The 24,812-nt window shown below is 48.8% G+C and carries 23 protein-coding genes and 1 riboswitch; of the genes, 18 read left to right on the forward strand and 5 right to left on the reverse strand.

The features are described 5' to 3' along the window. Window positions 1-63: 63 nt before the first annotated feature. From ABN764_RS23275 to ABN764_RS23320, 10 genes are all read left to right on the forward strand, one after another. A complete protein-coding gene (locus ABN764_RS23275; protein WP_028533775.1) occupies window positions 64-471 on the forward strand; it encodes a hypothetical protein in 408 nt (135 codons plus the stop codon). 14 nt (window positions 472-485) lie between these two features. After that, a riboswitch (cyclic di-AMP (ydaO/yuaA leader) is annotated at window positions 486-663 on the forward strand. Window positions 664-963: 300 nt separating this feature from the next. Continuing rightward, the gene (gene kdpF / locus ABN764_RS23280) at window positions 964-1,041 is read left to right on the forward strand and encodes a K(+)-transporting ATPase subunit F (RefSeq protein WP_227775128.1); all 78 of its coding nucleotides are present in this window, start codon (window positions 964-966) and stop codon (window positions 1,039-1,041) included. Window positions 1,042-1,095: 54 nt separating this feature from the next. Continuing rightward, the gene (gene kdpA / locus ABN764_RS23285; RefSeq protein ID WP_446673243.1) at window positions 1,096-2,775 is read left to right on the forward strand and encodes a potassium-transporting ATPase subunit KdpA; all 1,680 of its coding nucleotides are present in this window, start codon (window positions 1,096-1,098) and stop codon (window positions 2,773-2,775) included. Between the two features lie 94 nt (window positions 2,776-2,869). After that, window positions 2,870-4,879 (forward strand): potassium-transporting ATPase subunit KdpB, encoded by a 2,010-nt coding sequence (kdpB, locus tag ABN764_RS23290; RefSeq protein WP_446673276.1) that lies wholly within the window; start codon window positions 2,870-2,872, stop codon window positions 4,877-4,879. Between the two features lie 183 nt (window positions 4,880-5,062). Further along, window positions 5,063-5,647 (forward strand): potassium-transporting ATPase subunit KdpC, encoded by a 585-nt coding sequence (gene kdpC, locus ABN764_RS23295; protein ID WP_446673244.1) that lies wholly within the window; start codon window positions 5,063-5,065, stop codon window positions 5,645-5,647. Window positions 5,648-5,656: 9 nt separating this feature from the next. Beyond that, a complete protein-coding gene (locus tag ABN764_RS23300; protein WP_446673245.1) occupies window positions 5,657-8,026 on the forward strand; it encodes a histidine kinase in 2,370 nt (789 codons plus the stop codon). Window positions 8,027-8,262: 236 nt separating this feature from the next. After that, a complete protein-coding gene (locus tag ABN764_RS23305) occupies window positions 8,263-9,213 on the forward strand; it encodes an ABC transporter ATP-binding protein (protein WP_174810603.1) in 951 nt (316 codons plus the stop codon). Further along, window positions 9,200-9,907, forward strand: coding sequence for an ABC transporter permease subunit (locus ABN764_RS23310; RefSeq protein WP_446673246.1), 708 nt, complete (start codon window positions 9,200-9,202; stop codon window positions 9,905-9,907). Before ABN764_RS23305 ends, ABN764_RS23310 begins: the two co-directional genes overlap by 14 nt. 3 nt (window positions 9,908-9,910) lie before the next feature. Further along, window positions 9,911-11,299, forward strand: coding sequence for a GldG family protein (locus ABN764_RS23315; protein ID WP_446673247.1), 1,389 nt, complete (start codon window positions 9,911-9,913; stop codon window positions 11,297-11,299). 5 nt (window positions 11,300-11,304) lie between these two features. Beyond that, window positions 11,305-12,333 (forward strand): DUF4340 domain-containing protein, encoded by a 1,029-nt coding sequence (locus ABN764_RS23320; RefSeq protein ID WP_446673277.1) that lies wholly within the window; start codon window positions 11,305-11,307, stop codon window positions 12,331-12,333. Window positions 12,334-12,558: 225 nt separating this feature from the next. On the opposite strand, the gene ABN764_RS23325 is transcribed toward ABN764_RS23320, so the two are convergent. Then, a complete protein-coding gene (locus ABN764_RS23325) occupies window positions 12,559-13,569 on the reverse strand; it encodes a ketoacyl-ACP synthase III (protein WP_251490003.1) in 1,011 nt (336 codons plus the stop codon). 336 nt (window positions 13,570-13,905) lie between these two features. On the opposite strand from ABN764_RS23325, the gene ABN764_RS23330 reads away from it, so the two are divergent. Next, window positions 13,906-14,796, forward strand: coding sequence for a YhcN/YlaJ family sporulation lipoprotein (locus ABN764_RS23330; RefSeq protein WP_446673248.1), 891 nt, complete (start codon window positions 13,906-13,908; stop codon window positions 14,794-14,796). A gap of 240 nt (window positions 14,797-15,036) precedes the next feature. Beyond that, the gene (locus ABN764_RS23335) at window positions 15,037-15,261 is read left to right on the forward strand and encodes a helix-turn-helix domain-containing protein (RefSeq protein WP_005547175.1); all 225 of its coding nucleotides are present in this window, start codon (window positions 15,037-15,039) and stop codon (window positions 15,259-15,261) included. A 289-nt stretch (window positions 15,262-15,550) separates the two neighbouring features. Here ABN764_RS23335 and nagA read toward each other — a convergent pair whose 3' ends face one another. The 4 genes from nagA to ABN764_RS23355 all read right to left on the reverse strand — a co-directional run bounded on the left by nagA (window position 15,551) and on the right by ABN764_RS23355 (window position 19,344). Next, complete coding sequence (gene nagA / locus ABN764_RS23340; RefSeq protein ID WP_021252360.1) at window positions 15,551-16,729, reverse strand: N-acetylglucosamine-6-phosphate deacetylase; 1,179 nt, start codon at window positions 16,727-16,729, stop codon at window positions 15,551-15,553. Further along, window positions 16,722-17,450: a glucosamine-6-phosphate deaminase gene (gene nagB, locus ABN764_RS23345; RefSeq protein ID WP_174807769.1), complete on the reverse strand. Its 729-nt coding sequence runs from the start codon at window positions 17,448-17,450 to the stop codon at window positions 16,722-16,724. Before nagB ends, nagA begins: the two co-directional genes overlap by 8 nt. Before the next feature lie 8 nt (window positions 17,451-17,458). Next, window positions 17,459-18,316 carry a MurR/RpiR family transcriptional regulator gene (locus ABN764_RS23350; protein WP_021252358.1) on the reverse strand — a complete coding sequence of 286 codons (858 nt, stop codon included), beginning with the start codon at window positions 18,314-18,316 and terminating at the stop codon, window positions 17,459-17,461. 158 nt (window positions 18,317-18,474) lie between these two features. Then, window positions 18,475-19,344 (reverse strand): helix-turn-helix domain-containing protein, encoded by an 870-nt coding sequence (locus tag ABN764_RS23355; protein ID WP_446673249.1) that lies wholly within the window; start codon window positions 19,342-19,344, stop codon window positions 18,475-18,477. A gap of 201 nt (window positions 19,345-19,545) precedes the next feature. On the opposite strand from ABN764_RS23355, the gene ABN764_RS23360 reads away from it, so the two are divergent. From ABN764_RS23360 to ABN764_RS23385, 6 genes are all read left to right on the forward strand, one after another. Next, window positions 19,546-20,313, forward strand: a complete 768-nt coding sequence (locus ABN764_RS23360; RefSeq protein ID WP_090513566.1) for a sugar phosphate isomerase/epimerase family protein — start codon at window positions 19,546-19,548, stop codon at window positions 20,311-20,313. 102 nt (window positions 20,314-20,415) lie between these two features. Beyond that, entirely contained in the window at window positions 20,416-21,498 is a 1,083-nt protein-coding gene (locus ABN764_RS23365; protein ID WP_021252355.1) for a Gfo/Idh/MocA family protein, read from the forward strand. A gap of 56 nt (window positions 21,499-21,554) precedes the next feature. Beyond that, window positions 21,555-22,523 (forward strand): sugar phosphate isomerase/epimerase family protein, encoded by a 969-nt coding sequence (locus ABN764_RS23370; protein ID WP_021252354.1) that lies wholly within the window; start codon window positions 21,555-21,557, stop codon window positions 22,521-22,523. A 168-nt stretch (window positions 22,524-22,691) separates the two neighbouring features. Beyond that, entirely contained in the window at window positions 22,692-23,411 is a 720-nt protein-coding gene (locus tag ABN764_RS23375) for a ThuA domain-containing protein (protein ID WP_446673250.1), read from the forward strand. An 86-nt stretch (window positions 23,412-23,497) separates the two neighbouring features. Continuing rightward, window positions 23,498-24,550, forward strand: a complete 1,053-nt coding sequence (locus ABN764_RS23380) for a Gfo/Idh/MocA family protein (protein ID WP_446673251.1) — start codon at window positions 23,498-23,500, stop codon at window positions 24,548-24,550. A 32-nt stretch (window positions 24,551-24,582) separates the two neighbouring features. Beyond that, window positions 24,583-24,774, forward strand: coding sequence for a hypothetical protein (locus tag ABN764_RS23385; protein WP_446673252.1), 192 nt, complete (start codon window positions 24,583-24,585; stop codon window positions 24,772-24,774). Window positions 24,775-24,812: the final 38 nt, after the last annotated feature.

Raw genomic sequence — 24,812 nt, forward strand, 5'->3', positions numbered from 1 at the left:
ATATGGCGACGCACCTCTTTCTTGCAAGTAGGGCTTCGGACAGATGAACAGGAGGAACTGGATATGTACGATGCGGACCGGGTCATTACAGTGTTCGCAGGCTGTGAGACGGGGATTGAATTCATACGTCAGTTGAAAGGAGCAGGATATTCGGTGGCGGGAATTGCCCATAATGGGCGATTGGCAAAGCGATTGGAAGGTATTGGCGTTCATTCCATATGCCGAATCAATACGACGGAGCCGAAGGCGTGGGCCGTCCCTCATGTCCCGATTGGCCGAATCTATGTGTTTGAACAGAGCTTTGCGCTTTCCTGCCGGCTGCTTCAAATATGCCGGCAATGGACGACGGATCCGATCACAATCGTGACGAAGCGTCATCATCCGCAGTCGATCTACCGATTGCTTGGTGCAAATTACGTCATTTATACGCAATCGGATCAAGTTTCATTTTTACTATCAGATATCATCTAATTTATCCATATAGGCAATGCTCACCGCTGAATCCCATTCATGGGAACGGGGGAACCAATGTTAGTGCGCCAGCTGTACATCTGCAGTTCGCGCAAGGGGTGAATCCGGCACAGGAATCTGTTCCTGGCTGGTAGGGCGACTCTTCGCGCCCGAATCCGTCAGCTAACCTCGTAAGCGTCCAAGGAGGCAGCCTTTATTTCGTCGTGGAACATTCGCACGTTTATTTGACGATGCGTGAGTGAAGCCACACGGAAAGGGTCCCTCTTTCCGTGTGGCTTTTTGTGTTGCCTGCGCGTTCCTACAGAGCGAGAAGTCTTGGTAGGGGCGGGATCGCGGCAGCATTGCCTGGAGAGATGAGAACCTTATTCAGGAGGAGGAAGGGACTATGTTTGATGCAGTCATGATGATTCTTCTCGCACTGCTTGGACTAAGCGTAATGGGCATTCTCCATTGGTGCAAGGCGGAAGTGGATGAACGGGGTGATCGCTCATGATGATCGTGTTATTCACCTTGATTACGGCGCTGTTCATTTATTTGTTATATGCCTTAGTCAAGCCGGAACGATTTTAGTTTGGGCAGAGTGATTGTTGATATTTGTACATTAGAGAAGGGTGGAACGGAACAATGAGTGCAATCGAATGGATCGCCATTGGAATTACCTTATTGCTTGCCTTGGCGATAGCGCGTCCGATCGGAATATATATGGCAGGGGTGTTTGATAATAGCGGAGCTCCAAGACCGCTGGATCTTGTATTTGGTCCGATAGATCGTATTTTATTTAAGTGTTTCGGCATTAAGGATCAATCGCAAAGCTGGAAGGCATACGCCTTTACAGCAGTTGCCACGAACGTGCTAATGATTGTGGTGACGTATGCAATATTCCGCCTTCAAGGGGTATTGCCGCTCAATCCGAATGGCATTCCTGGCATGGAACCGGGAGTAGCATTCAATACGGCGATCAGCTTCATGGCGAATACGAACTTGCAGCACTATAGCGGTGAAAGTGGACTGTCTCCGCTGTCACAAATGACGGGCATTATTTTCTTGATGTTTACGTCACCTGCTACTGCGCTTGCGGCAGTAATGGCGATTATTCGCGGTTTGACTGGTAAGCCGCTCGGCAACTTTTTGGCAGACCTTGTGCGTTCGATTACGCGCATTTTCCTGCCAATTGCGATCGTTGCCAGTGTACTGTTCATCTGGAATGGGGTTCCGCAATCCCTAAGTCCAATGGAAAGTGCAGTAACCGTTGAAGGAGCAGAGCAGCACATTCCTCTCGGCCCTGTAGGAGCTATGATGTCGATTAAGGAGCTTGGCAACAATGGCGGCGGCCACTTTGGAGCGAACTCCGCACATCCATACGAGAATCCGAACGGTGTGACGAATTTAATTCATATTTTACTCATGCTGATGCTATGCACGGGGCTGCCGTTTGCCTACAGCCGCATGGTCGGCAACAAGAAGGAAGGGCGAGTGCTGTTCGTCTCCATGGCGATCTTGTTCCTCATTATGCTCGGATCATCGCTTACGGCCGAACATATGGGCAATCCTGTGCTGAACGCAGCAGGATTAAGTGGAACAGGCAGCATGGAAGGGAAGGAAGTGCGCATTGGCGTTGTGCAATCGTCACTGTATTCGGTCGTTACGACTGCATCGGAGACGGGCGGAGTCAATAATATGCATGACACGCTGACACCACTCGGTGGCTTGATCCCGATGGCGAATATGATGCTGAATACCGTATTCGGCGGCGTCGGTGCTGGATTTATGAACGTGCTGCTGTACGTCATGATCGCCGTATTCCTATCCGGTCTCATGGTCGGACGGACACCTGAATTTTTGGGCCGCAAGCTGGAAAGTAAGGAGATGAAACTGCTGGCGGTTACCTTGCTGGTGCATCCGATATTGATTCTAGTACCGACTGCAATTGCAGTTGCTACACAGGCGGACACCCTGTCCAATCCAGGATTCCACGGATTGTCGCAAGCATTATATGAGTTTACATCATCTGCGGCGAACAATGGATCCGGGTTTGAAGGGTTGGGAGATGCAACGCCGTTTTGGAACATTTCCACAGGTATTGTCATGTTCTTAGGGCGCTACGTATCGCTCGTTACGCTCCTTGCCGTAGCAGGATCGATGGCGAAGAAGCAGCCAATTCCGAACACAAGTGGTACGTTCCAGACGAATACGGCGCTGTTCGGTATCGTATTTGTCGGCACAGTACTTATTGTGGGTGCTCTGACGTTCTTCCCGGTAGTCGTGCTCGGTCCGGTCGCAGAACATCTGACGTTGTGGAAATAAGGGGGAACGGAAAATGAAGACGGAAAAACAGATGAAAACACCTGCGCCATTTGAACCGGCGCGTACGCATACACATCAAGACAAGGAACGGAGCATGTTCCAAGGCAGCTTAATGCGGGCAGCATCGATCGATGCGCTGCGGAAGTTCGATCCGCGCCAGATGGTTAAAAACCCGATGATGTTTATTTGCGAGGTTGGCTTCGTTATTACACTGCTGCTTACGTTCGTGCCGGATGCCTTTGGTTCGCCAATGCCACGTTGGTTCAACGGCGCGGTCAGCTTCATCTTATTCATTACGGTTTGGTTCGCGAACTTTGCTGAGGCTCTCGCTGAAGGTCGCGGCAAGGCACAGGCGGATTCGTTGAAGCAGGCGAAGCGGGATTTGTGGGCGAACAAGATAACCGAAGGTGGAACGGTTCGCGTATCCTCATCCGAGCTCCGTAAGGGTGATGTCGTAGTCGTTAGTGAAGGGGAGACGATTCCTGGCGATGGCGAGGTCATCTCCGGATTGGCCTCTGTGGATGAATCAGCGATTACTGGGGAGTCTGCGCCAGTATTGAAAGAAGCAGGCGGGGATTTCTGCTCGGTAACTGCTGGAACGAAGGTAATTAGTGATGAGATTCGTATTCGGATTACAAGCGATCCGGGAGAATCGTTCTTGGATCGAATGATTTCATTAGTTGAAGGCGCGCAGCGCAAGAAGACTCCGAATGAGCTTGCTCTTCATACTGTACTTGTCAGCTTGACGCTTATCTTCTTGGTTGTCGTTGTGACCTTGCCTGTATTCAGTCATTATTTGCAGGTCGAATTGAATGCGGCGGTGCTAATTGCCCTGCTGGTCTGCTTGATTCCTACTACGATTGGGGGGTTGCTGTCCGCGATCGGTATTGCAGGTATGGACCGCGTAACTCGGTTCAATGTCATTGCAACGTCAGGTAAGGCGGTTGAAGCCTGCGGGGATATTCATACAATTATTCTAGATAAGACGGGAACCATTACGTTCGGGAATCGCTTGGCTCATGAACTCATTCCGGTGCAAGGAACGAATGTAAACACATTGTCTCAGTGGGCAGCTGTTGCCTCTCATCATGATGAGACACCTGAAGGTCGCTCTGTCGTGGATTGGGTATCCAAGGCAGGAATTAAGTATGAAGCAGAACTTGCTATACAAGGGGAATTCATCCCGTTCAAAGCGGAAACACGCATGAGCGGTGTTGACCTGAAGGATGGGCGCAGCGTGCGCAAAGGGGCTGTTGATGCGGTGAAACGCTGGGTTATCGCCCAGGGAGGTACCGTTCCGCAGGATTTGGATGCCAATTCAGATGCGATTGCTTCTGCTGGCGGAACGCCGCTGGCTGTGGCCTTCGGACGCGATATTTATGGGCTGATCTACTTGAAGGATACGGTGAAGCCAGGCATGCGGGAACGGTTCGAACAGCTTCGCCGCATGGGCATTCGCACCGTCATGTGTACAGGGGATAATCCACTGACGGCAGCAACCATTGCTCGGGAAGCGGGGGTAGATGACTTCATCGCAGAGAGCAAGCCAGAAGATAAGCTGGCTCTGATTCGCAAGGAGCAGGCGGCAGGGAAGCTGGTAGCAATGACTGGAGACGGTACGAATGATGCTCCGGCACTGGCACAGGCGGATGTCGGCATCGCGATGAACAGCGGTACGGCAGCAGCGAAGGAAGCGGCAAATATGGTCGATCTCGATTCTGATCCGACGAAGGTCATTGAGGTGGTATCGATCGGCAAGCAGCTTCTCATGACGCGCGGCGCATTGACGACATTCAGTATTGCGAACGATGTGGCGAAATACTTTGCTATCATTCCAGCAATGTTCATGATTGCCATTCCGCAGATGTCAGCCCTGAATATTATGGGCTTGCATTCGCCCGTATCGGCCATTTTGTCGGCGCTCATTTTTAATGCCATCATCATTCCGTTATTAATTCCGCTGGCGGTCAAAGGCGTGGCGTATAAGCCGATGTCTTCGGCTAAGCTGCTGCAGCGCAACCTGTTCGTATACGGCTTGGGCGGATTAGTAGCTCCGTTCGTCGGCATTAAGCTGATCGATCTAATTGTGGGCATTTTAGTGTAACCTTGCAACAATTGTAACTGCAAATAGCCGAATAACAACCTTAACTGTAATAGCTGAGTAGCTGTCCCAAATTGTAATTAGCGGCAATAACTGAAATAACGCTAATGGTTGGTATGTAGATAGAGAAGATTGTTGAAATAATCATATCGGGTTCAAGCAAGGAAGAAGAGAGGATGAACGAACATGACAGAGCGTATGAATATTGGTGGAGCGATGGTGCGGACGACAATCGGCTTGCTGCTGCTGTGCGGCCTTGCTTATCCATTTGCGATGACGGGGCTTGCACAGGCGGTAATGCCGAATCAAGCGAACGGCAGCATGGTATACAATGAGAAGGGGGAGTTGCTGGGTTCGAAGTTGATCGGACAGACATTTACAGAACCGCAATATTTCCATGGGCGAATATCTAGCATCGGGAACGATGCTGCTGGCTCTGGTTCGCCGAACTACGCTCCTTCGAATCCAGCGCTTAAAGAGAGAGTTGAGAAGTCAGTTGAGGAATGGGGCAAGGAGAATCCAGATGCGGATGTGAAGCGGATTCCACAGGATTTGCTGACCAACTCTGCCTCGGGACTGGATCCGCACATTACACCGGAGGCGGCACGTGTACAGCTGCCTCGTGTAGCGAAGGCTAGCGGAATCTCGAAGGAACGACTTGAACAGTTGATTTCGAAATATACAGAAGGAAGAGACTTGGGAGTATTCGGTCAACAGCGCATCAATGTATTGTTGCTGAACCTGGAAGTACAGCACGAAATGAAAGGTTAGGTGTCGGCTGTGAATGAAGGGGATGAGTACCGTAGGCAATCGCCGGAAATGATATTGCGAATGCTTGAGCAGATGAAGCGGGGAAGGCTGCGGATTCTTATGGCTGTTGCCAGTGGGGCGGGCAAGACGACACAGCTGCTGCTGGAAGGGGTGAATTGTACCAAGCAAGGGCTGGATGTGGTGTACGGCACAGTGCTGCCGACGCAGGAAATATGGAATGAGGCTGGGCTGCACGTTGGCATTGATTCTTCCCCCATTCAAGCCATTCCGATGATCGCATGGCAGAGGGATGGACAGGATCGTTACGACATCGATGTGGAGGCCATTACAGTTCGGATGCCGGATGTGGTGCTTATTGATGGACTTGCTCATCGTAATCGACCGGAAGCCTTACGTTCAACGAGGCTGGAAGATGTAAGAGAATTGTTGAAACGGGGCATGAACGTAATTGCGACGATGAATGCTTATGAAGAGGAAAGTGTTCAAGCTGCGGCAAAGAAAATGACCGGCGTCGTCAGCGAATGGACGATACCAAGTGAGGCATTGAAGGAGGCAGACGAAGTCCGCCTCCTTGATGTGTCTGCAGAGTCTTTAATGGAGCGTAGAATGCAGGGGCAGTTCAGTCGAGCTAAGCATTCGCGGAAGCATCGAGCGGAAGAGCGAAGCCGTATAAGTATATTGCGCGAGCTCGCGCTCCGCACGATGGCGGAGCATGTCAACGGCTCACTTGAGCAGCATCGGAATGAGATGGGCCTTACAGGCCCTTCGGGAGCTTCCGAACGGATTCTTGTTCTTGCACAATACGGCTGGAATGGATCGATTCATATTCGAAGAGGGCAGCAAATTGCGAAGCGGCTTAACGGTGAACTGTATATTGTGACCTTTGTTCAGCCAGATATGGAATTGACGACGGAGCAGGCTGCATTCCGCCGCTCGCTGAAGAAGATGGCGATGAAGACGGAAGCGGTATGGGAGGAGATTGCTTCCCGATCGCGCCGCGATATGGCATCTGCACTGGCTGAATATGCGAAGATGCATGGGATAACCCGCTTCGTACTCGGCCATTCTCGTCAGACGCGGTGGCAGGAGCTGTTGAAAGGTTCGCTGATTGGAGCTCTGCTGAAACGTATCGAGATGACGGACTTGTTCCTCATTGCCGATCACTCGATTGCAGAGGGGGAGCGGATACTGCCTGCCCGCCTATCCGGCGGAGCTGAGGCTGAGACGCCATTTAAGCGGGTGACGGAACAGCGGGTTCAAGAGAAGGCAGCCGGACTGAAGCGAGGGAAGCTGAAAGTGATTATTGGTGCGGCACCCGGGGTAGGGAAAACCTATCATATGCTTCAGGAAGGCAACCGCTTGCGAGAGCAGGGCGTTGACGTCGTCATTGGCTTGCTGGAAACGCACGGGAGAGCGGAGACAGCCGGTCAAGTAGGAGGGCTTCCGGTTATTCCTCGCAAGCGCATTGCGTATAATGGCAAGATGCTGGAGGAGATGGATACGGGGGAGCTGCTCCGCATTCATGCAGAGGTTGTACTTGTCGATGAGCTGGCGCATACGAATGTGCCGGGAAGTATTCGAGCCAAGCGATATGAAGATGTCTTATGTTTGCTTGAGGCGGGGATATCCGTCGTGACGACGGTCAATGTCCAGCATATTGAAAGCTTGAATGATGCAGTAGAGCATGTAACAGGAGTACGCGTGCGTGAGACAGTTCCGGATATCGTGCTTCGGCAGGCGCGGGAGATTCAATTGATTGATGTAACGCCGCAGACGATCCAGGAACGAATGCGCGCTGGGTTGATCTACAAGGCGGATAAGGTAGATCAAGCCTTGTCGAATTTCTTCCGTACGCCGAATCTGATTGGCCTGCGGGAGCTTGCACTGCGCGAGGTTGCTGACGATGTGGATGAGCGATTGGAGTCATGGGAACGAAGAGCACTGTTCCGTGGACCGTGGCGGAGGCAGGAAGTGATATTCGTATGTATCGACTCTTGCGTGCGGCCCGAGAGATTGGTGCGCCATGGCTTCCGCATAGCCCATCGCTTGAAGGCGCCTATGCATGTGGTACATCTGCCTATTGCTCCATGGAGAAGAAGAGGAAAGACGGCAGATATGGAGAAGGAGATGGCCGCTGTGCAGGCATTGACCGAACGGCTTGGCGGTACGTACCAGGAATATGAGGCAGTTGCACGCAGAAGATGGGCCAGTACGGCTGTGCATGTAGCAGATCAACTGCGGGCAAGCCAAATCATCGTAGGGATGCCGAGTCGTGTACGCCGCTTGGGCAGGTTAGGAGCTATGAAGGCGTTGGTACGTCATGCGAGGCATATGGATGTGCTAGTTCTCTCTGAATGGGAGGACTTGCGAGTGCGATGACCTCTTATCTATCCCTCTATTTATCTATTTTTATATCAATGCCATGAATCATAGCCTTGCCGGGCTATGATTTTTTTTGTTCACAAATTAGACACGGGTTTTTAAGTTACCTTTCAGCCTCTTTTCAGCTTGATTTAGAGTTGAATCGTTAACATGAGTATAGCGATTCATACAGACTTACTTAGTTAACATGGGTGAGGTATGTCTTGGATGAAGTCTGGACAAGGGGGATACAGATGTTAGAAGTGAAGGACGTCAGTAAGCTGTACAGCGAGCGTCGTGGTGTTCAGCATATTGACTTCTCTATGGCGCGCGGCGAAGTTGTGGGCTTTCTAGGCCCTAACGGTGCGGGGAAGACGACAACGATGCGGATGATTACGGGATATTTGCATCCGACAAGCGGGAGCATCTCCATTGATGGCATTTCCATGGCAGACCATGGGGGTACGGCCAGAAGCAAGATTGGTTATTTGCCGGAAAGCCCGCCGCTGTACCCAGATATGACGGTGAAGTCGTATTTGCGTTTTGTGGCGGATATAAGAGGTGTATCGGTACGAGAACGAAGCGTGCGAATTAGTGAAATGGTAGACAGATTGGGCTTGCAAGGCAGAGAAAATCAGGCGATTCGGGGGCTATCCAAGGGCTACAAGCAGCGGCTAGGACTTGCGCAAGCCATCATTCACAAGCCGGATCTGCTTGTGCTGGACGAGCCTACATCAGGGCTAGACCCGAATCAGATCGTGGAAATACGCCAGCTCATTCGAGAGCTCGGGGAGCAGCATACGGTATTGCTCAGTACACATATTCTCCCGGAAGTGAACACACTATGCAACCGGGTCATTATTATTCATCAAGGGCAAATTGTGCTTGACGAGCTGCCTGAACAATTGGGAACCGCGCTTGGTCAAGAATCGAAGCTGCATCTCATTGTGAAGGGAACAGCTGCTGAGGTGGTTGAAGCGATAACGGTTATTCCCGAGATCGCCCACATCGAATCTGAAAGCAATGATCAAGAGGTTCATCTCCAGGTTACTGCGAAGGAGCAGGCGGATATAAGGGAAGCTCTTTTTTTCACTTTGGCTAATGCAGGGTATCCCCTGTTAGAGATGAAGCGGGAATCGACAAGTCTGGAGGATGTATTTACGAGATTGACAACAGAGGAGGAGTCTGGTGATGCGCAGATTTAGCGCGATATTTCGCAAAGAAATGCTCGCATATTTCACATCGCCGACATCTTATGCAGCTTTCTCGGTGTATGTGTTGATTTCAGGGATTATGTTTTATTTGAATTTTGTATTGTTCCAGCCTAGTATCGTTGATTTCCGGCTTGTGACGGGCAATACCACATTTATGTATATTTTTATCATTCCCTTGTTGACGATGCGACTGTTCGCAGATGAATTCCGCCACGGTACCGATGAGCTGCTGCTTACTTCGCCTGCCCGTCTGAGCGAGATTGTTCTTGGCAAATATGTTGCAGCATGTGTCTTGATGGTTGTGCTTGTCGGGTTTAGCTTGGTGTATCCATTCGTCATGTCGTTCTTCGGAACATTGGATATGCGTGTGCTGCTGACTTCTGTACTCGGATTGCTGCTGCTTACGATTGCAATGGCTTCTATTGGCTTATTTGCATCTGCACTGTCTGAGCATCAGATGGTAACCGCCATCGCTGCATTCGTGATCCTGCTCATGTTCTGGCTGCTGGATGCCATTCCTTCTTCTGCCGTCGGTGATTGGATTGCTCCATTTTCGATGAACAATCGATTGCAGTCCTTTATGAAAGGGGTACTGAATGGGCCGGACGTACTCTTTTTCCTAACACTCGCGATTGTATTTGTCGTGCTGAGTATCCAAGTACTTGAAAGAAAACGGTGGAGGTAACGAATGATGAACAAGTGGCTGCGAAGAACGAATGCGGCAGTACGATCAGTCGCTGTCCTCGGAATTTTTGTGTTGTTGACCTATTTTCTACAATCGATGACGGGGTGGCAGTGGGACTTCACGAAGAATAAGTCTTTCACGCTATCGGAACAAACGATTGCCGCTCTGACTTCGGTCGAAGATAAGGTCAATGTGAAGCTGTTCTATACGCCGCAGGATGATCCTGTGCTAATTAGGGAAGTTGCTGACATGGCAGAACAGTATGCACTGCGAAATAAACATATTAAGGTCGAACAAATTGATTTAATGAAGGAACCCTCCCTAGCACAGCAATATGGCTTAGCGGGGAGCTCCCTTGTGTTCGAGCGCGGAACGAAGCGCAAGACGGTTGGACTGTATGAGATGTTCAGTGGTGGAGAGGACTATGGGGCTTATCGTTTTAGTGGCGAGGAAAAAATGACCCAAGCACTTAGAAGCCTAACATCTGAGCGCAAAGCAACAGCTTACGTATTGTCTGGCCATGAAGAGCTGCCGTTGTCGCAAGTAACTGCCCTCCGCTCCAGCTTGGAAGAGGACAATATCCAAGTCAAAGAGCTGAATTTATATCGAGAAGGTGCAGTCCCACAGGATGCGGACATGGTCATGATACTAGGCGCCAACAAAGATATTATGGATAAGGAAGCGAAGCTTCTGCAACAGTATGTGGATGACAAGGGAAAGTTGTACATTGCGCTTGGCTTCAATCCAGACATGTCGAAATCTTGGAAGAACATTGACAGCTTGCTCAAGCATCTTGGTGTGACGAACAAGCATGCAGTCGCAGTCGAGCAGAAGAAGAGCACATTGTATGATCCATTTACGATTGTGCCTGAATACGGAGAGCATGAACTAACATCCAAGCTGTCGCAGTATAATTTGCTTACTTTGCTGACGTTGGGGCTGCCTTTAGAAGCTTCTTCTACCGATAAGCTGTCAGTGGAGCCGATCTTGAAGACTTCTACAACTTCTTATGGGGAGACAGATATTCCAAGGCTAATGCAAGAGGGAAGCGAACGCGACGATAAGGATCTTGCTGGACCATTAACGCTGGGGGTAGCCGTAACGACAACAGAGGGGAAGCCAAAGGCAGTTATTATTGGTGGATCGAGTTATATCGAAGATCAGAATCTATATACGCAGGGTAATCGGGACTTCGCGCTGAATAGCATGAACTGGCTCCAGGGGAATCAAGAACAAGTGACGATCAGGCCACGGGAGAATGATGCCTATCAAATTGCATACCTGACTCCTGGACAGGGCAAGGCAATTCTATGGACGACTGTTATCGGCTTCCCGGTGCTATTGCTTGGTATAGGGGCAGCATTATGGTGGAGAAGGAGACGGGCGTCGTGAATAATATGAGACAGATGAGAAGGCTCATCCCAACCTTTCTACTATTGATTGTATTCATAGCCGGTTATGTGTACGCCTCTACACACGATTTCTTCCGCACCAAACAGGAGAATACGGAGGCCGTGCCGCTCATAACGATGCAAGCGCAGGATATTGATTCTATTATGATAGTGGGGGAAGGTTCCCGAGTATCGCTTCATAAGAAGGGCGAACAGTGGGAGATGTTAGAGCCGCGTCCGTATCCGCTCAATTCGTATCCGATTAATGACTGGATCTCTATAGTGACAAAGGCGAAGGCAGATTCGATCGTTGAGGGAGAGTCAGCGAACCTTGGGAAATATGGCTTGGATAAGCCAACGTGGGTATTCCAGGCAACTGGTGCTAACGGGATAAGACATAATCTTAAGATCGGCAATGAAACCCCGATTTCAGGCACTTACTATGCAATGGTAGATGACAATAACAAGGTATATCAAGTCCCTGCTACTGAATGGTCGGGATTGAAGCGGAGCGCGTATGATTTTGTGTTGAAGGAACCGATAACATTCCCAATTGAACGGGTGGAACAATTCAGTTGGAGTTATGCGGGAAAAACATATAACCTAAGTTCAAATGATGATCCAGGATCCGTTCCAACGAATGTGAGTGAGGGAGAATCTTCAGCAGGGAATTCAGATTCAGGCAATCAAACAGAGATGAATTGGCGGCTTCAGGACAAGTCTATTACGGAAGATAAAGCTAATGTGCTCATCAATCAATTCCGAGATTGGTCGACAACCGAACTGCCGAAGCAGAAGAAGGAGTTATTGGCAGGATCATCTCACGAGCCAGGTTGGAAGCTGGAACTCTCATTGAAGCCGGATGCCATCAATGCTACGGAGAAGAGGATATTTGAAGGATACGTGATCGGAGAGAAGATATGGATAATCCCTCAAGATGGGCAATGGGCATATGCTGTCCCGAAGGCGAAGCTTGATGAAGCGATCAAAGAATGGGAAATTGAAGGAAATAGTGCATCTGCAACAGGTAAATAGAGTTTGTACGTGTTCATGTATATAAGTAAGAATGCATGTGGGTCTGTCCCAAGAAATGTGAGCTAGTCCTGCAAGATGAACAAAGACGCTTCCGGAACCACTGTATTGGTGGAGATGGAAGCGTCTTTTTATGCATGCTCATTCAAAATTAGGGACACCCTCTGGTTCCATTGTGTAGGAGTTATAAGAGAATTAGGTGAATCATAGAGATGCCCAATCCGAGCATTATGCTTGTAAATCCGGCCAGCGCAGCAGCAAGATCGATTGCGAGAATCCGCCGCCGAATCCATACAGTAAAGTGAGTGCTCCCGGTTTCAGACGGCCGTCTGCTAATCCTCCCGCTATCGCCAGCGGAATACTGGCTGCAGATGTATTACCATAATATTGGACACTAGTAAGCGTGCGCTCAAGCGGAATCCCACTTCGTTCACATATGGACTCAATCATCCGTAGATTAGCGCTGTGTGGCACAAAGATGTCAATTTGCTCTGTCGTGTAGCCAGTGTCTTGAAGCAATTGCTGAATGCCTACCGGAACTTGGCGGAGCGCCCACTTAAGGACTTCGCGCCCATTTTGAACTAACGTGCTGTCAGGTTTCATCTCCACATCGCCAATCCGATCGGCGACAGCCTTGCGATGCAAGATCCCGCCTAAGTCTCCTGTCGTTAATGATCCAGAAGCAAGGAAACAAGATTGCTGCTCAGCAGTCCCAGCTTCTAGAAGAATCGCTCCAGCCCCATCTCCGAATAAGATGCAAGTGCTGCGATCCGTGTAATCAACCGTGCGGGTCAGCACTTCGGTTCCAATTACTAATACTTTGCGATGCATACCAGCATCAATGAGTCCTATCGCCAATTGCATGGCACTAACAAATCCTGCACATGCATTCGATATATCAAGCGCCATTGCTTGAGGGATGCCAAGTCTTCCTTGAATGATGCCAGCCGTGCTTGGGAAGAAAGCATCTGGTGTTGATGTTGCTACAAGTACTGCATCAACCGTTTGCAGATTAACATGGTACGTGTCTGCCAGATTCTTAGCAGCTTCGAACGCAAGATCGCTGGCATATGTTCCTTCATCTACAATCCGTCGTTCAATCATGCCCGTTCGTTGAACAATCCATTCATGGTTCGTATCAACCATGTGCGACAGATCCTCATTTGTTAAGCGGCGCTCAGGCACATAGGTGCCGAATGCTGTAATTTGCGCTTTGGTGTGCAGTTTCACCGTTTGCATGCTTATCCTCCTTCTTTATGTTCGGACCGAAAGGGAGCGTGCGATCCAAGTAAATCGAGATGAATGAACGCCTAAACAAAAATTAGTGTATATAATTTAAATTAGTACCTGGTACTATAGTCTAATACTAATATGATAATACGTCCGGTAAAAAATTGTCAATCCATGCTTTTGTAATTTGCACGATTGGGGAATTCGTCATTCTTTTTAGGACAAGCTGATAACAAGATGCAAGGAGTGGAAGTATCGGAAAAACCTATCGGCATAACATCAGGCGGTCAGCGCATGCTAACATTGTTGGCACCTCAATTATGAACTGAACAAGGAGGAACATTGATGCGAGCAAAAGCAGTTTTGCTAACGTTGACGGCAGCATTAGTGATGACAATGGGGCTTACAGGTTGTGGAAATCGGGACAATATGTCCACGAAGAGTGTGCGTCAGCATAATATGAATTATGGCAATGATGGTGTAAGACCGCTCGGAACGGATCATCGTTATAACGCGAACCGCTACAATACGAACTTCTCGGGTGATGGACTACGTTCCTATAACATGAATCAGTTCAGCCCAGATGGTTATACACGCGGTTACGGTTATGATGGAGGTTACCGCACCAATAATTTCAACAATGGTACGTATGGACAGTATGGTACTTATGGTTACAATGGTTCGTATGGTAACAATGCCTTTAACGGAGGGCGCTACGGCACTCATTCCGCGAACAAGCTGGAAATGAACCAAAAACTGGCCAAAAAAATCGCTTCCATTAAGGGTGTGAAGTCGGCACATGTCATGATGACGAACAACAACAATGCTTATGTTGCTGTTGTGACCGATCATACATCTAAAGGAGTTCACAGCAAGAGCGTTAAGCCTGGACATGGACCACGGCCATACTCTGCTGGCAGCCTCGGTTCTTATGATGGTACATCTAATGTGAATGATAACATATCTGGTGACTTGAAGGCACATATTGCCAACGCGGTGAAGAAGGAAGACCCGAGCTGCAATAATGTGTATGTATCTGCCAACCCAGACTTCGTCAACCGCATGAATGAGTACAGCAAGCAAGCAGGTGCAGGCCACCCGATTGCAGGATTTGCTAATGAATTCTCTGAGATGGTGTACCGTTTGTTCCCAACCAATGTAACAAATCAATCGTACAATCATCCAACTCGCTTGCACAATATGGCTCCAGGAACAGGAACAACAGGAACTCGTTAATTTCAGGCTTCGAACGGACTTCATTCCTCACTCTGTTGAGGGCGGAGTCCTGTTTACATACTCGGATAAGGGTAGCATTTGACGAACATAAGGAATTATACTGTTTTAGCCAAACAAACACGTTAGTTAGCCCATTTTTGCGCATTACCGCACCAAGTGTAATGGCCCTTCATAGTATAAATTTGACTGTATCCCTAAACCTTGTTAAATTACAAAAACTCGGGCAAGGAGGGGTGACACTTGAAGGGTAGCGATCACAAAAATAAGTTTCTACTGACTAATCGTGAGCGCGAAGTTTTTGAATTATTAGTTCAGGACAAAACGACCCGTGATATTGCACAACAATTGTTCATTAGTGAGAAAACCGTTCGAAATCATATTTCGAATGTGATGCAGAAATTGAATGTAAAAGGTCGTTCGCAAGCGGTAGTCGAGCTAATCAAGCTTGGGGAGTTAAAAATCTAACAATAAGCTAAGCCCATCGCCCTGACAATTCAGCCTTCTGGAACACATCGGTTGATGTGGGAAGGAAGGTCTTTGATGAGTAGGTCCGGATGACAGACTCGGATAGATTCGAGCGTATACCCATGCTGCATAGAACGAGCATCGTGGCAAGTACGCTTTATTTTTTGTTCCGATGGTCATGCCCTGCAATCAACAAATGGCTTCCCGAATACGATGCAGGTATCGTTTCGGAAAGCCATTCTTTTTTATGCGGATATGGTTGTAAACAAGGTATGATAACAACAGCTGCTTACATATGCGTGCTGCCTTTTACCCATACGCGTTCAATGTTCAGATCAGCATCTGTCCATACCAAGTCAGCTTGCTTGCCAACTTCGATGCTGCCTGTATAGCCGTCGATTCCAATTTGCTTCGCAGGATTCAAGCTTGCAAGGCGTGATACTTCATGCAGCGGGAGTCCTGTAAATTGAATCATATTCTTCACAGCCTGAATCATCGTAAGCGTACTGCCTGCGAGCGAACCGCCGTCAGTCAAACGGCATACGCCTTCCTTCATCGTTACAGCGAGACCGCCAAGATCATACTGTCCATCAGGCATACCAGCTGCGGACATCGCGTCTGTAATCATTACGAGCTTGCCGGAAGCTTTCGTACGGCTCAGCATCTTGATGCAAGCAGGGTGTACGTGAATTCCGTCGGAGATAATCTCAGCTGTAATGCGGTCATCGGTAAGCACGGCTCCGGCTACACCTGGATCACGATGGTGGATTGGAGTCATTGCGTTGAACGTGTGAACCGCTTGGTTCAGACCAGCATTGGCTGCGGCCGTCACTTGATCGTACGTAGCTGCTGTATGTGCTGCAGCAGCATTTACGTCGTGAGCGCGAAGCCAGCGGATGGCTTCCGTAGCGTTGTTACGCTCAGGCGCTAAGCTCACTTGCTTCATCAGGCCAGGGAAGCGTGCATGCCAATCCTCGAACCAGTCGATTTGAGGATCGATCATGTAGATATCGTTCTGTGCGCCCTTGTACTTCGGATTCACGAACGGACCTTCCAAGTGAACGCCTGCCAATTGAGTATACTTCATGCCTTGCTTGATGTAGGCATCAACCGCTACCATAACACGATCCAGTGCTTCATGAGATTGTGTCATCGAAGTAGCGAGCATAGCAGTTGTACCGTGCTCCATATGGAACTTCGTAATTTTATCGTAAGATTCGGCATTTGCATCCATGAAGTCTGCGCCGAAGCCGCCATGAATATGCAGATCGACAAAGCCTGGTAGCACCCAGCCGCCCTTAGCGTCTACTGCTTCCTTGCCCCAAGCATCCTGCTCAGGCTGTGCCAATTCTGACCACTTTCCAATAAAGGAAATAAGGCCATCTTCTACCCGAACGACTCCATCATACAATACGCCGTTCGGTGTTACGACATTTGCATTGGTTAGGGTAAACGTTGAATTAGCCATGGAAATGTTGTGCCGCCTCCTTGTCAAGCAAAACTACTACATTCGGATGAGTTTGCAACAATGATGCCGGAATTTCTGTTGTAACCGGGCCAGTCAAAGCGCGATGAACAATGTCAGCCTTGTCCGCACCGCGAACAACGAGCATAATCATTTTAGCCTTCAAGATCGAGCCAACGCCCATTGTTACCGCTTGTGTTGGCACTTCATCAATGGAATCGAAGAAGCGCTTGTTCGCTTGGCGAGTCTCTTCTTTCAATTGGACAAGATGTGTGCCTGCATGCAGATTTTGGTCTGGTTCGTTGAAGCCAATGTGACCATTGTGGCCAAGGCCAAGCAGCTGCAGGTCGATGGATGCATCAGAGAGCATCTCATCATATTGCTTGCACTCTTGTTCCAAGTCGGCTGCATTGCCGTTTGGTACACGAGTGTTCTCTTTATTGATATCGATATGATCGAACAATTGCTTGTTCATGAACGACATGTACGATTCTGGATGGCCTTCAGGCAGACCAACGTATTCGTCCAGGTTGAAGGAACGAACATTTTTGAAGCTTACATACTTTTTCTCATTCAGGCGAATCAGCTCTTGGTAGATGCCGATTGGCGTACTGCCAGTTGCCAAGCCTAGTACGGCATTAGGCTTTGTCTGGATGAGGCTTGCAAAGATGCCTGCAGCGATTTGGTTTAATTCCTCGTTTGTTTGGAACGTTAAGATGTTCATGAACTGAGTTACCTCCCTTTATCTTTACGGTACTTGCGTACCATGCGATACGACTGCTCTAGCTTCGGAATATGATCATCGAACTGCTCCGTGACCATTCCCGCGAACAAAATATCAATTATATGGAGCTGTGCGATACGGGAAGCCATGTCACCGCGACGCATGCCTTCTTCGAGAGAAGAAGCAGATAAATGAATATCAGCAAGACTAGCAAGGCGATTTGAACCAACCTTCGTTAGTGAGATGGTGGTCGCGCCGCGCTCCTTGGCGCATTGTAGCGCATCGATCGTCTCTGGTGTCTCTCCAGAATAGGAGATGGCGAACGCCACATCAAGCTCATTCAAGTTGGCGGCGGATGTAATCTGCATATGCGGATCGGAGAAGCAGGTCGCGCGTTTGCCAACACGAATCAGCTTCTGGTAGAAGTCCAATGCTACGATACCGGACGTTGCCATTCCGTACAGATCAATCTGTCTTGCCTGCTGAAAAGCATGCATTGCCCGCTCCAGCGTAACCATGTCTAATAGCCGCGTCGTGTCGGATATCGAGCGTATATGATTGGACTCGATGGCCGTAATAATATCGCGCAGCGGGTTACCTGCGATAATGTCCTGATAGGATAGTGGTGTGGACTGCTGTGCCATGTCGGCCGCCAGCTTCGTCTTGAAGTCCGGGAATCCACGGAAATGAAGGGTTTTACAAAATCTAGTGACGGTTGCGGGTGAAGTGCCGGATTGTTCAGCCAGCTCTGTGATGCCCATCGTCACTACATTGCCCGGAAACTGCAAAATATAGTCCGCCACTTTGCGCTCCTGCGGGTGAAAATCTTGAACCTGCTGGCGGATCGCATGCAAAATGCTCGACAAAAATATCATCCTCTTACGTGAAAAATGGTGAAAATAATTTTAACCATATATCTAATCTTGATGAAAATTATTTCAATATCATCATAGTCAATCCACAGCAGAAACACAAGCTGATTATGCAAAATACCACAATTTCCTCACAAATCATTTCGCGACCGTCAATTGCTCGAATCCGCATGGTTGTCCAGCTGCCGCTGCTCCCGGAAATCACGTGGCGCTATGCCAAGGCGAGTTTTGAACGTTCGATGGAAATAGGAGTAACTTTGAAATCCACACATTTCAGCAATTTGCTCCAGCGGCATATACCCATGCAAAATCCGTTCGCAAGCCATCGTCAATCGGAGTTGGATGGCATAGTCCATGACGGATTGATGGAATGTTTCCTTGAAAATATGTGATGCTCTGGACACACTTAGCTGCACGCGGGTTGCAACATCCTGCAGCGTAAACGGCTCCGTAACATTCATTTCAATATAATGCTTCATTTGATGGGCGACCTGCTCACTGCGATTGCGATTCAAATAAGAGGGATGTGCGCGTTCATTTAAGGTTCTCTCCAACATGCGGAAGTAAGCAAAGCTTAGGTGTCTAACAATATCGTTCATGTTGTGGCTTCCATAGAGGCGCTGCTCCTGCATAATCTCCCGCCATATCGACAGAAGACGATCGTCGATTCCGATGTCTACCTTGCCGTGAGTGGTAATCTGGTTCCACCACGCTTGTATCCATGGACCATTCAATATGAAGTAGTAGTCGAGGCTGTGCACTTTTTTGTGAGGGATGCCTGATTCGGGGTGGCGGTACCCTATTTTCAAATCATAATGAGAGCCCGGTGACAGCATGAGCATATCGCCAGGTGTAATTTCCGTATATTGATCATTCATCCAGACATGAGCATTGCCTTCCAATTGTATGCGAATGAGGTAATGCTCCAGCTTGGGGATGACGAGAGTGAATGGCTTCGTGTGTCTCGCATGCCCGGAGTACATAATCGTAAATTCTTCTTGATTGATAGCAGATTGCGACATATTCTCCTCCATCATGTCCATATATAGGTGTCTACGCTCTTTACAAAGAGTATAGCAAAGATAGCAAGATTGTTCATGTTAAAAGGATATCCTTCATTCACACCCCGAAAGCAATGTGGCACAATGAAATCAGTTCATTGAAAACCTTTTCAAAAAGTAAGCCGATATCATAATCGTTCATAACGATTTATACAAAATGAGGTGGATCCATTGAAAATTGGAGTACAGCTTTATACATTGCGCGATGAGATGCAAAAAGACTTTATCGGAACACTGGAGCAAGTGGCGGCTATGGGCTATGAAGGTGTAGAATTTGCCGGCTACGGCGGATTGGCGCCGGAGAAATTAGCAGGTGAACTGAAGCGCCTGAATTTGAAGGCGGCCGGGTCTCATGTCAGCATCGAGCAATTGACTGAACACCTAGATGAGCAAATTGAAATGAATCTTGCCATTGGCAACCGGAACATTATTTGTCCGGGAATTCCGAAGCTGCACGAAGCCGATGAAGACATCTTGGAAGAGTCGGTTCGCGCGCTTGCAGCTGTTGCAGAGCGACTTGCAGCGCATGGAATTAAGCTGGGCTATCACAATCATGGATATGAATTTGAAGCTAAGATTGGGCGGGAGACGGTTTTTGATTTGCTGTTCGGCAAGCTGCCTGAAGACAGTCTCTTCGCGGAACTGGATGTTTGTTGGGTGAAGCATGGTGGTTTCAACCCGTTGGAAGTAATCGCTCAATATTCAGGTCGTGTTCCGTTCATTCATTATAAGGATCTCAAATATGATGGAGACGGCAAGCCAATGACAATGGAGCTTGGTCAGGGTGAACTCGATTTAGTGGGTGTAGCTCAAGCTGCTCGAGAAGCAGGAACGGAATGGCTTATCGTAGAGCAGGATGATTGTCAGCGTGCACCACTTGATAGCGTGCGCGGAAGCCGTCAATGGATTAAGGACAATCTCGGACTTTAATAGAAGACTTCAAGAGAAAACTTCAAGAGGTACGACCTCTACACATAGTACGGTTGAATACATGACCTACACCATCAATCTAAACTCGGGAGGAATAGATTCATGTCAAAAGTATATAAAATTGCGATTATCGGATGCGGCGGCATTGCCAATGCCAAGCACATGCCTAGCTTGGCCAAGCTGAAAAATGTTGAAATGGTAGCATTCTGCGACATTGTTGAGGAGCGTGCGGTTGAGGCGAAGGAAAAGTACGGCACACCGGATGCTAAAGTCTATACCGATTATAAGGCTGTATTGGAAGATAAGAGCATCGACATCGTTCATGTATGTACGCCGAATGATTCCCATGCAGAGATTACAATTGCTTCGCTGGAGAGCGATAAGCATGTATTGTGTGAGAAGCCAATGGCGAAGAAGGCGGAAGATGCACGCCGCATGGTTGAAGTGGCGAAGCGTACAGGCAAGAAGCTTACAGTAGGCTACAATAACCGCTTCCGCAGTGACAGCCGCTATTTGAAGAAGCTGTGTGAAGAGGGCACCTTGGGTGAGATTTATTTCGCCAAAGCGCATGCGATTCGTCGCCGCGCGGTTCCTACATGGGGCGTGTTCCTGGATGAAGAGAAGCAAGGCGGAGGCCCGCTTATCGATATCGGTACACACTCGCTGGATATGACGTTGTGGATGATGGACAACTACGAGCCGCATATCGTGCTTGGCAAGGCTTATCATAAGTTGAGCGGCCGTGAGAATGCAGCAAACGCTTGGGGTTCATGGGATCCAGCGAAGTTCACGGTTGAAGATTCCGCGTTCGGGATGATTGTGATGAAGAACGGAGCAACAGTTATTTTGGAATCCAGCTGGGCGCTTAACGTAACATCCAATATCGAAGCGAAGTGCACGCTATGCGGTACAGAAGGCGGCGCAGATATGAATGACGGCTTGACGATTAACGGGGAAAGACACGGCCAACTGTACGATCAAAAATTCCATTTGACTGCAAGTGGCGTTGATTTCTATGAAGGTGATTCTGATAATCCGCCAGATGTAGAGATGCATATGTGGATTGATGCGATTGAAAATGACAAGACGCCAATCATTACGCCGGAACAAGCGTGCGTCGTTTCTGAGATTTTGGAAGCTATTTACGAATCCTCGCGCACAGGCAAAGCAATTTACTTTGACTAATCGGAATAAGCAGCACGAATGCACATGAATCGTACCGAAGGAGGCAAAGAACATTCATGAAATTAGGCGTATTCTTAGTTCTGTACGGACAATTGCCATTAGAAGAGGCATTGGATACAGTAGCAGCTAAAGGTGTGGAAGCTGTTGAGATAGGGACTGGCGGGTATCCAGGCGCGAAGCATTGCAACCCGCATGAACTGTTAGCTAGTGAGGCGAAGCTTAAGGCATTTAAGGAAGCTGTTGCTTCCCGAGGCCTGACGATTAGTGCGCTAAGCTGTCACGGCAATCCGCTTCACCCACAGAAGGATATTGCGAAGCAGTATCATGAAGATTTCATGGCGACGCTGGATCTCGCTGCAAAGCTGGAAGTGCCAGTTGTGAACGGCTTCTCCGGCTGCCCGGGTGACCATGAAGGCGCGAAATACCCGAACTGGCCTGTGGCACCATGGCCTACAGATTATCAGGAAATTCTGGACTGGCAGTGGAAGGAAAAGGTTATTCCATACTGGACAGAGGTGGGCAAGTTAGCCACTGAACGCGGCTTGAAGATCGGACTCGAGCTGCACGGCGGCTTCTCCGTTCACTCGCCAGGTACGATGCTTCGTCTCCGCGAAGCGGCAGGCGAGGCAATCGGAGCGAACCTTGACCCGAGCCATATGTGGTGGCAAGGCATAGATCCGGTACAGGCAATCCGTATTCTGGGGCAGGCGAATGCCATTCATCACTTCCATGCCAAGGATACGACCATTGATCCTGTGAACATCCATAAGCACGGGATAACAGATATGCAGTCTTATACGATGATGTTGGATCGCGCTTGGCAGTTCCGCACTGTTGGTTATGGTCATGATACGAAGACGTGGGCTGATATAATTAGTGCCCTTCGCCTTGTCGGTTATGACTATGTTGTGAGCATAGAGCATGAGGATGGATTGATGTCCGTCGATGAGGGCTTCACGAAAGCTGTTGAGAATTTGAAGCCGATCTTAATGAAGGAACCGATTGGCGAGATGTGGTGGGTCTAGGCCTCAAATCATGCACGCCAAGTAACGTGATATAGGCATCGCATCTTCCTCGTTCTCGTGCATCGATGGATGAATGGAAGGTGCGATTGCTTTTCTAAATAAGATGACTAAATAAGATGATATCAGTAATGAGCTTATCTATATGAATGGACAAAGGAGCATGCAGCGATGACAAAACAAAACGTAACGATCTGGAATGAATACAGACATGAACAACACAACAAGACCGTATCTGATATTTATCCGCAAGGGATTCATACAGCGATCGGCGAGGGACTGGGTCAGGAGTTTCATGTGCGCTATGCAACGCTCGATATGCCTGAACATGGGTTGACTGAGGAAGTATTGAATGAGACAGACGTATTGATTTGGTGGGGGCATAAGGCACACGAAGAGGTGGACGAGGCGATTGTAGAGCGTGTCTATCAACGCGTGCTCCACGGGATGGGGCTAATTGTACTTCATTCCGGTCATTTCTCGAAAATTTTCAAAAAGCTTATGGGAACCGGCTGTGATTTGAAATGGCGTGAAGCGAACGACAAGGAACGGTTGTGGGTCGTAGCTCCAGGGCACCCGATCGCAGAAGGAATTGGGGAGTATATTGAGCTTGAAGCGGAAGAAATGTACGGCGAGCACTTCGACATTCCGGCACCGGATGAGCTTGTATTCGTCAGCTGGTTTACTGGCGGAGAAGTATTCCGCAGCGGCTGCTGCTATCAGCGCGGCATGGGCAAAGTCTTCTACTTCCGTCCAGGCCATGAGACATATCCGACCTATTACAATGAGCAAATCCGTCGTGTCATCGCCAATGCGGTGAAGTGGGCTAAGCCGTCGGAACGCACATATCCGAAGTATGGCAACGCTCAGCCGCTTGAACCATTGAATTAATGGGACAAGTTAGACAACATGCACGGATTTCGTTGAGATATCATCATACAGCCTAATGTAATTTGAAAGAAAGAGTGGGTATAAACATGACATCATTTAAATCACAACCATTACGCGTCGGAGTTGTTTCAACAGGCAACATATTCCGTGGGGCGCATATGCCTGCATTTCTCTCAAATCCGCATGTTCAGATCGTCGCTGTATGCGATCCGCATAAGCCATCTGCTTGCGAAGTTGCGGATCAAATTGGTCAGGTTCGAGTCTATGAAGACTGGCAGGAGATGCTTGAACACGAGGAGTTGGATATTGTAGATATTTGCTCCCCGAACTATTTGCACGCTCCAGTTGCGATTGCTGCCTTAGAAAAAGGGTTGCACGTATTCTGCGAGAAGCCTGATGCGACGAATCCAGAAGATGCGGTACGTATGCAGCAGGCTGCCGAGAAGTCGGGCAAAGTGCTGATGGTCATGCGGAATAATCGCTTCCGCTCGCGTTCTCAATTTCTAAAACAGTACATTGATGAAGGACAGATGGGGCAGATATACACGGGAAGATGCGGCTGGGTGCGCAGATATGGCATTCCAGGTGCAGGAGGCTGGTTCACAACCAAATCCAAATCTGGAGGAGGGCCTCTGATCGATTTGGGTGTGCATATGATCGACTTGGCCATCTGGCTGATGGGCAATCCGAAGCCAGTTGCAGTATCAGGAGCGACATACGGCCATTTCATGGATAAGGCTGCTCCATCAGGGAGTCGGGATACGTTCAATGTGGAAGATTTGGCAACTGGATTCATTCGCTTTGACAATGGGGCGACGCTCCAGCTGGAAGTAAGCTGGGCTTCACATATCGAGAAGGAACAATCGTTCGTGGAGCTGCGCGGGACACAAGCTGGCTTCAGCCTGCATGATAATGAGCTTCAGATGTTCACAGTTGCAGCTGGCAAGCATATGAACATGAAGCCGGAAGGATTTACAGACGGATCAGGACATAAGGAGAATGTGGATCACTTTGTCGATGTGATATTAGGAAAAGCTGATCCGATATTCACACCAGAACAGGGTGTAGACATGATCCGCATACTAAATGCGATTTATGAATCGGCGAAGCTTGGCCAAGAAGTAAGATTGTCTCTATAGCCATTCATGCTGATGTAAACCTGAGAACAAATGTGCTGTACGCTCATTTGTTCTCAGGTTTTTTTGTGTTCAACAAGCACATCCTAAAAATTACGTTTGGTTCATGGTGTGACAACTTGCGTCAATTGCCGGGAAGCCGTGTTGCCTATTTTGCCGTGAAGGCGTCGGAGTTCCAGTTTGCCCAGCAGCAGGACAAGCATTTTATCTTCACCGGCCCGCCGTAGGGTGGACACTAGCGGGGAAAGTATGGCATCCTGAGAAG

It is taken from the genome of Paenibacillus wuxiensis, from assembly GCF_040195695.1.
GTDB classification, from domain to species: domain Bacteria; phylum Bacillota; class Bacilli; order Paenibacillales; family Paenibacillaceae; genus Paenibacillus_B; species Paenibacillus_B suaedae.

Bases quoted from the DNA above. Each gene is read 5' to 3' on its own strand.
- ABN764_RS23275 (WP_028533775.1), top strand. From the start codon at position 64: ATGTACGATGCGGACCGGGTCATTACAGTGTTCGCAGGCTGTGAGACG.
- kdpF (WP_227775128.1), top strand. From the start codon at position 964: ATGATCGTGTTATTCACCTTGATTACGGCGCTGTTCATTTATTTGTTA.
- kdpA (WP_446673243.1), top strand. From the start codon at position 1,096: ATGAGTGCAATCGAATGGATCGCCATTGGAATTACCTTATTGCTTGCC.
- kdpB (WP_446673276.1), top strand. From the start codon at position 2,870: ATGTTCCAAGGCAGCTTAATGCGGGCAGCATCGATCGATGCGCTGCGG.
- kdpC (WP_446673244.1), top strand. From the start codon at position 5,063: ATGACAGAGCGTATGAATATTGGTGGAGCGATGGTGCGGACGACAATC.
- ABN764_RS23305 (WP_174810603.1), top strand. From the start codon at position 8,263: ATGTTAGAAGTGAAGGACGTCAGTAAGCTGTACAGCGAGCGTCGTGGT.
- ABN764_RS23310 (WP_446673246.1), top strand. From the start codon at position 9,200: ATGCGCAGATTTAGCGCGATATTTCGCAAAGAAATGCTCGCATATTTC.
- ABN764_RS23315 (WP_446673247.1), top strand. From the start codon at position 9,911: ATGATGAACAAGTGGCTGCGAAGAACGAATGCGGCAGTACGATCAGTC.
- ABN764_RS23320 (WP_446673277.1), top strand. From the start codon at position 11,305: ATGAGACAGATGAGAAGGCTCATCCCAACCTTTCTACTATTGATTGTA.
- ABN764_RS23325 (WP_251490003.1), bottom strand. From the start codon at position 13,569: ATGCAAACGGTGAAACTGCACACCAAAGCGCAAATTACAGCATTCGGC.
- ABN764_RS23330 (WP_446673248.1), top strand. From the start codon at position 13,906: ATGCGAGCAAAAGCAGTTTTGCTAACGTTGACGGCAGCATTAGTGATG.
- nagA (WP_021252360.1), bottom strand. From the start codon at position 16,729: ATGGCTAATTCAACGTTTACCCTAACCAATGCAAATGTCGTAACACCG.
- nagB (WP_174807769.1), bottom strand. From the start codon at position 17,450: ATGAACATCTTAACGTTCCAAACAAACGAGGAATTAAACCAAATCGCT.
- ABN764_RS23355 (WP_446673249.1), bottom strand. From the start codon at position 19,344: ATGTCGCAATCTGCTATCAATCAAGAAGAATTTACGATTATGTACTCC.
- ABN764_RS23365 (WP_021252355.1), top strand. From the start codon at position 20,416: ATGTCAAAAGTATATAAAATTGCGATTATCGGATGCGGCGGCATTGCC.
- ABN764_RS23370 (WP_021252354.1), top strand. From the start codon at position 21,555: ATGAAATTAGGCGTATTCTTAGTTCTGTACGGACAATTGCCATTAGAA.
- ABN764_RS23375 (WP_446673250.1), top strand. From the start codon at position 22,692: ATGACAAAACAAAACGTAACGATCTGGAATGAATACAGACATGAACAA.
- ABN764_RS23380 (WP_446673251.1), top strand. From the start codon at position 23,498: ATGACATCATTTAAATCACAACCATTACGCGTCGGAGTTGTTTCAACA.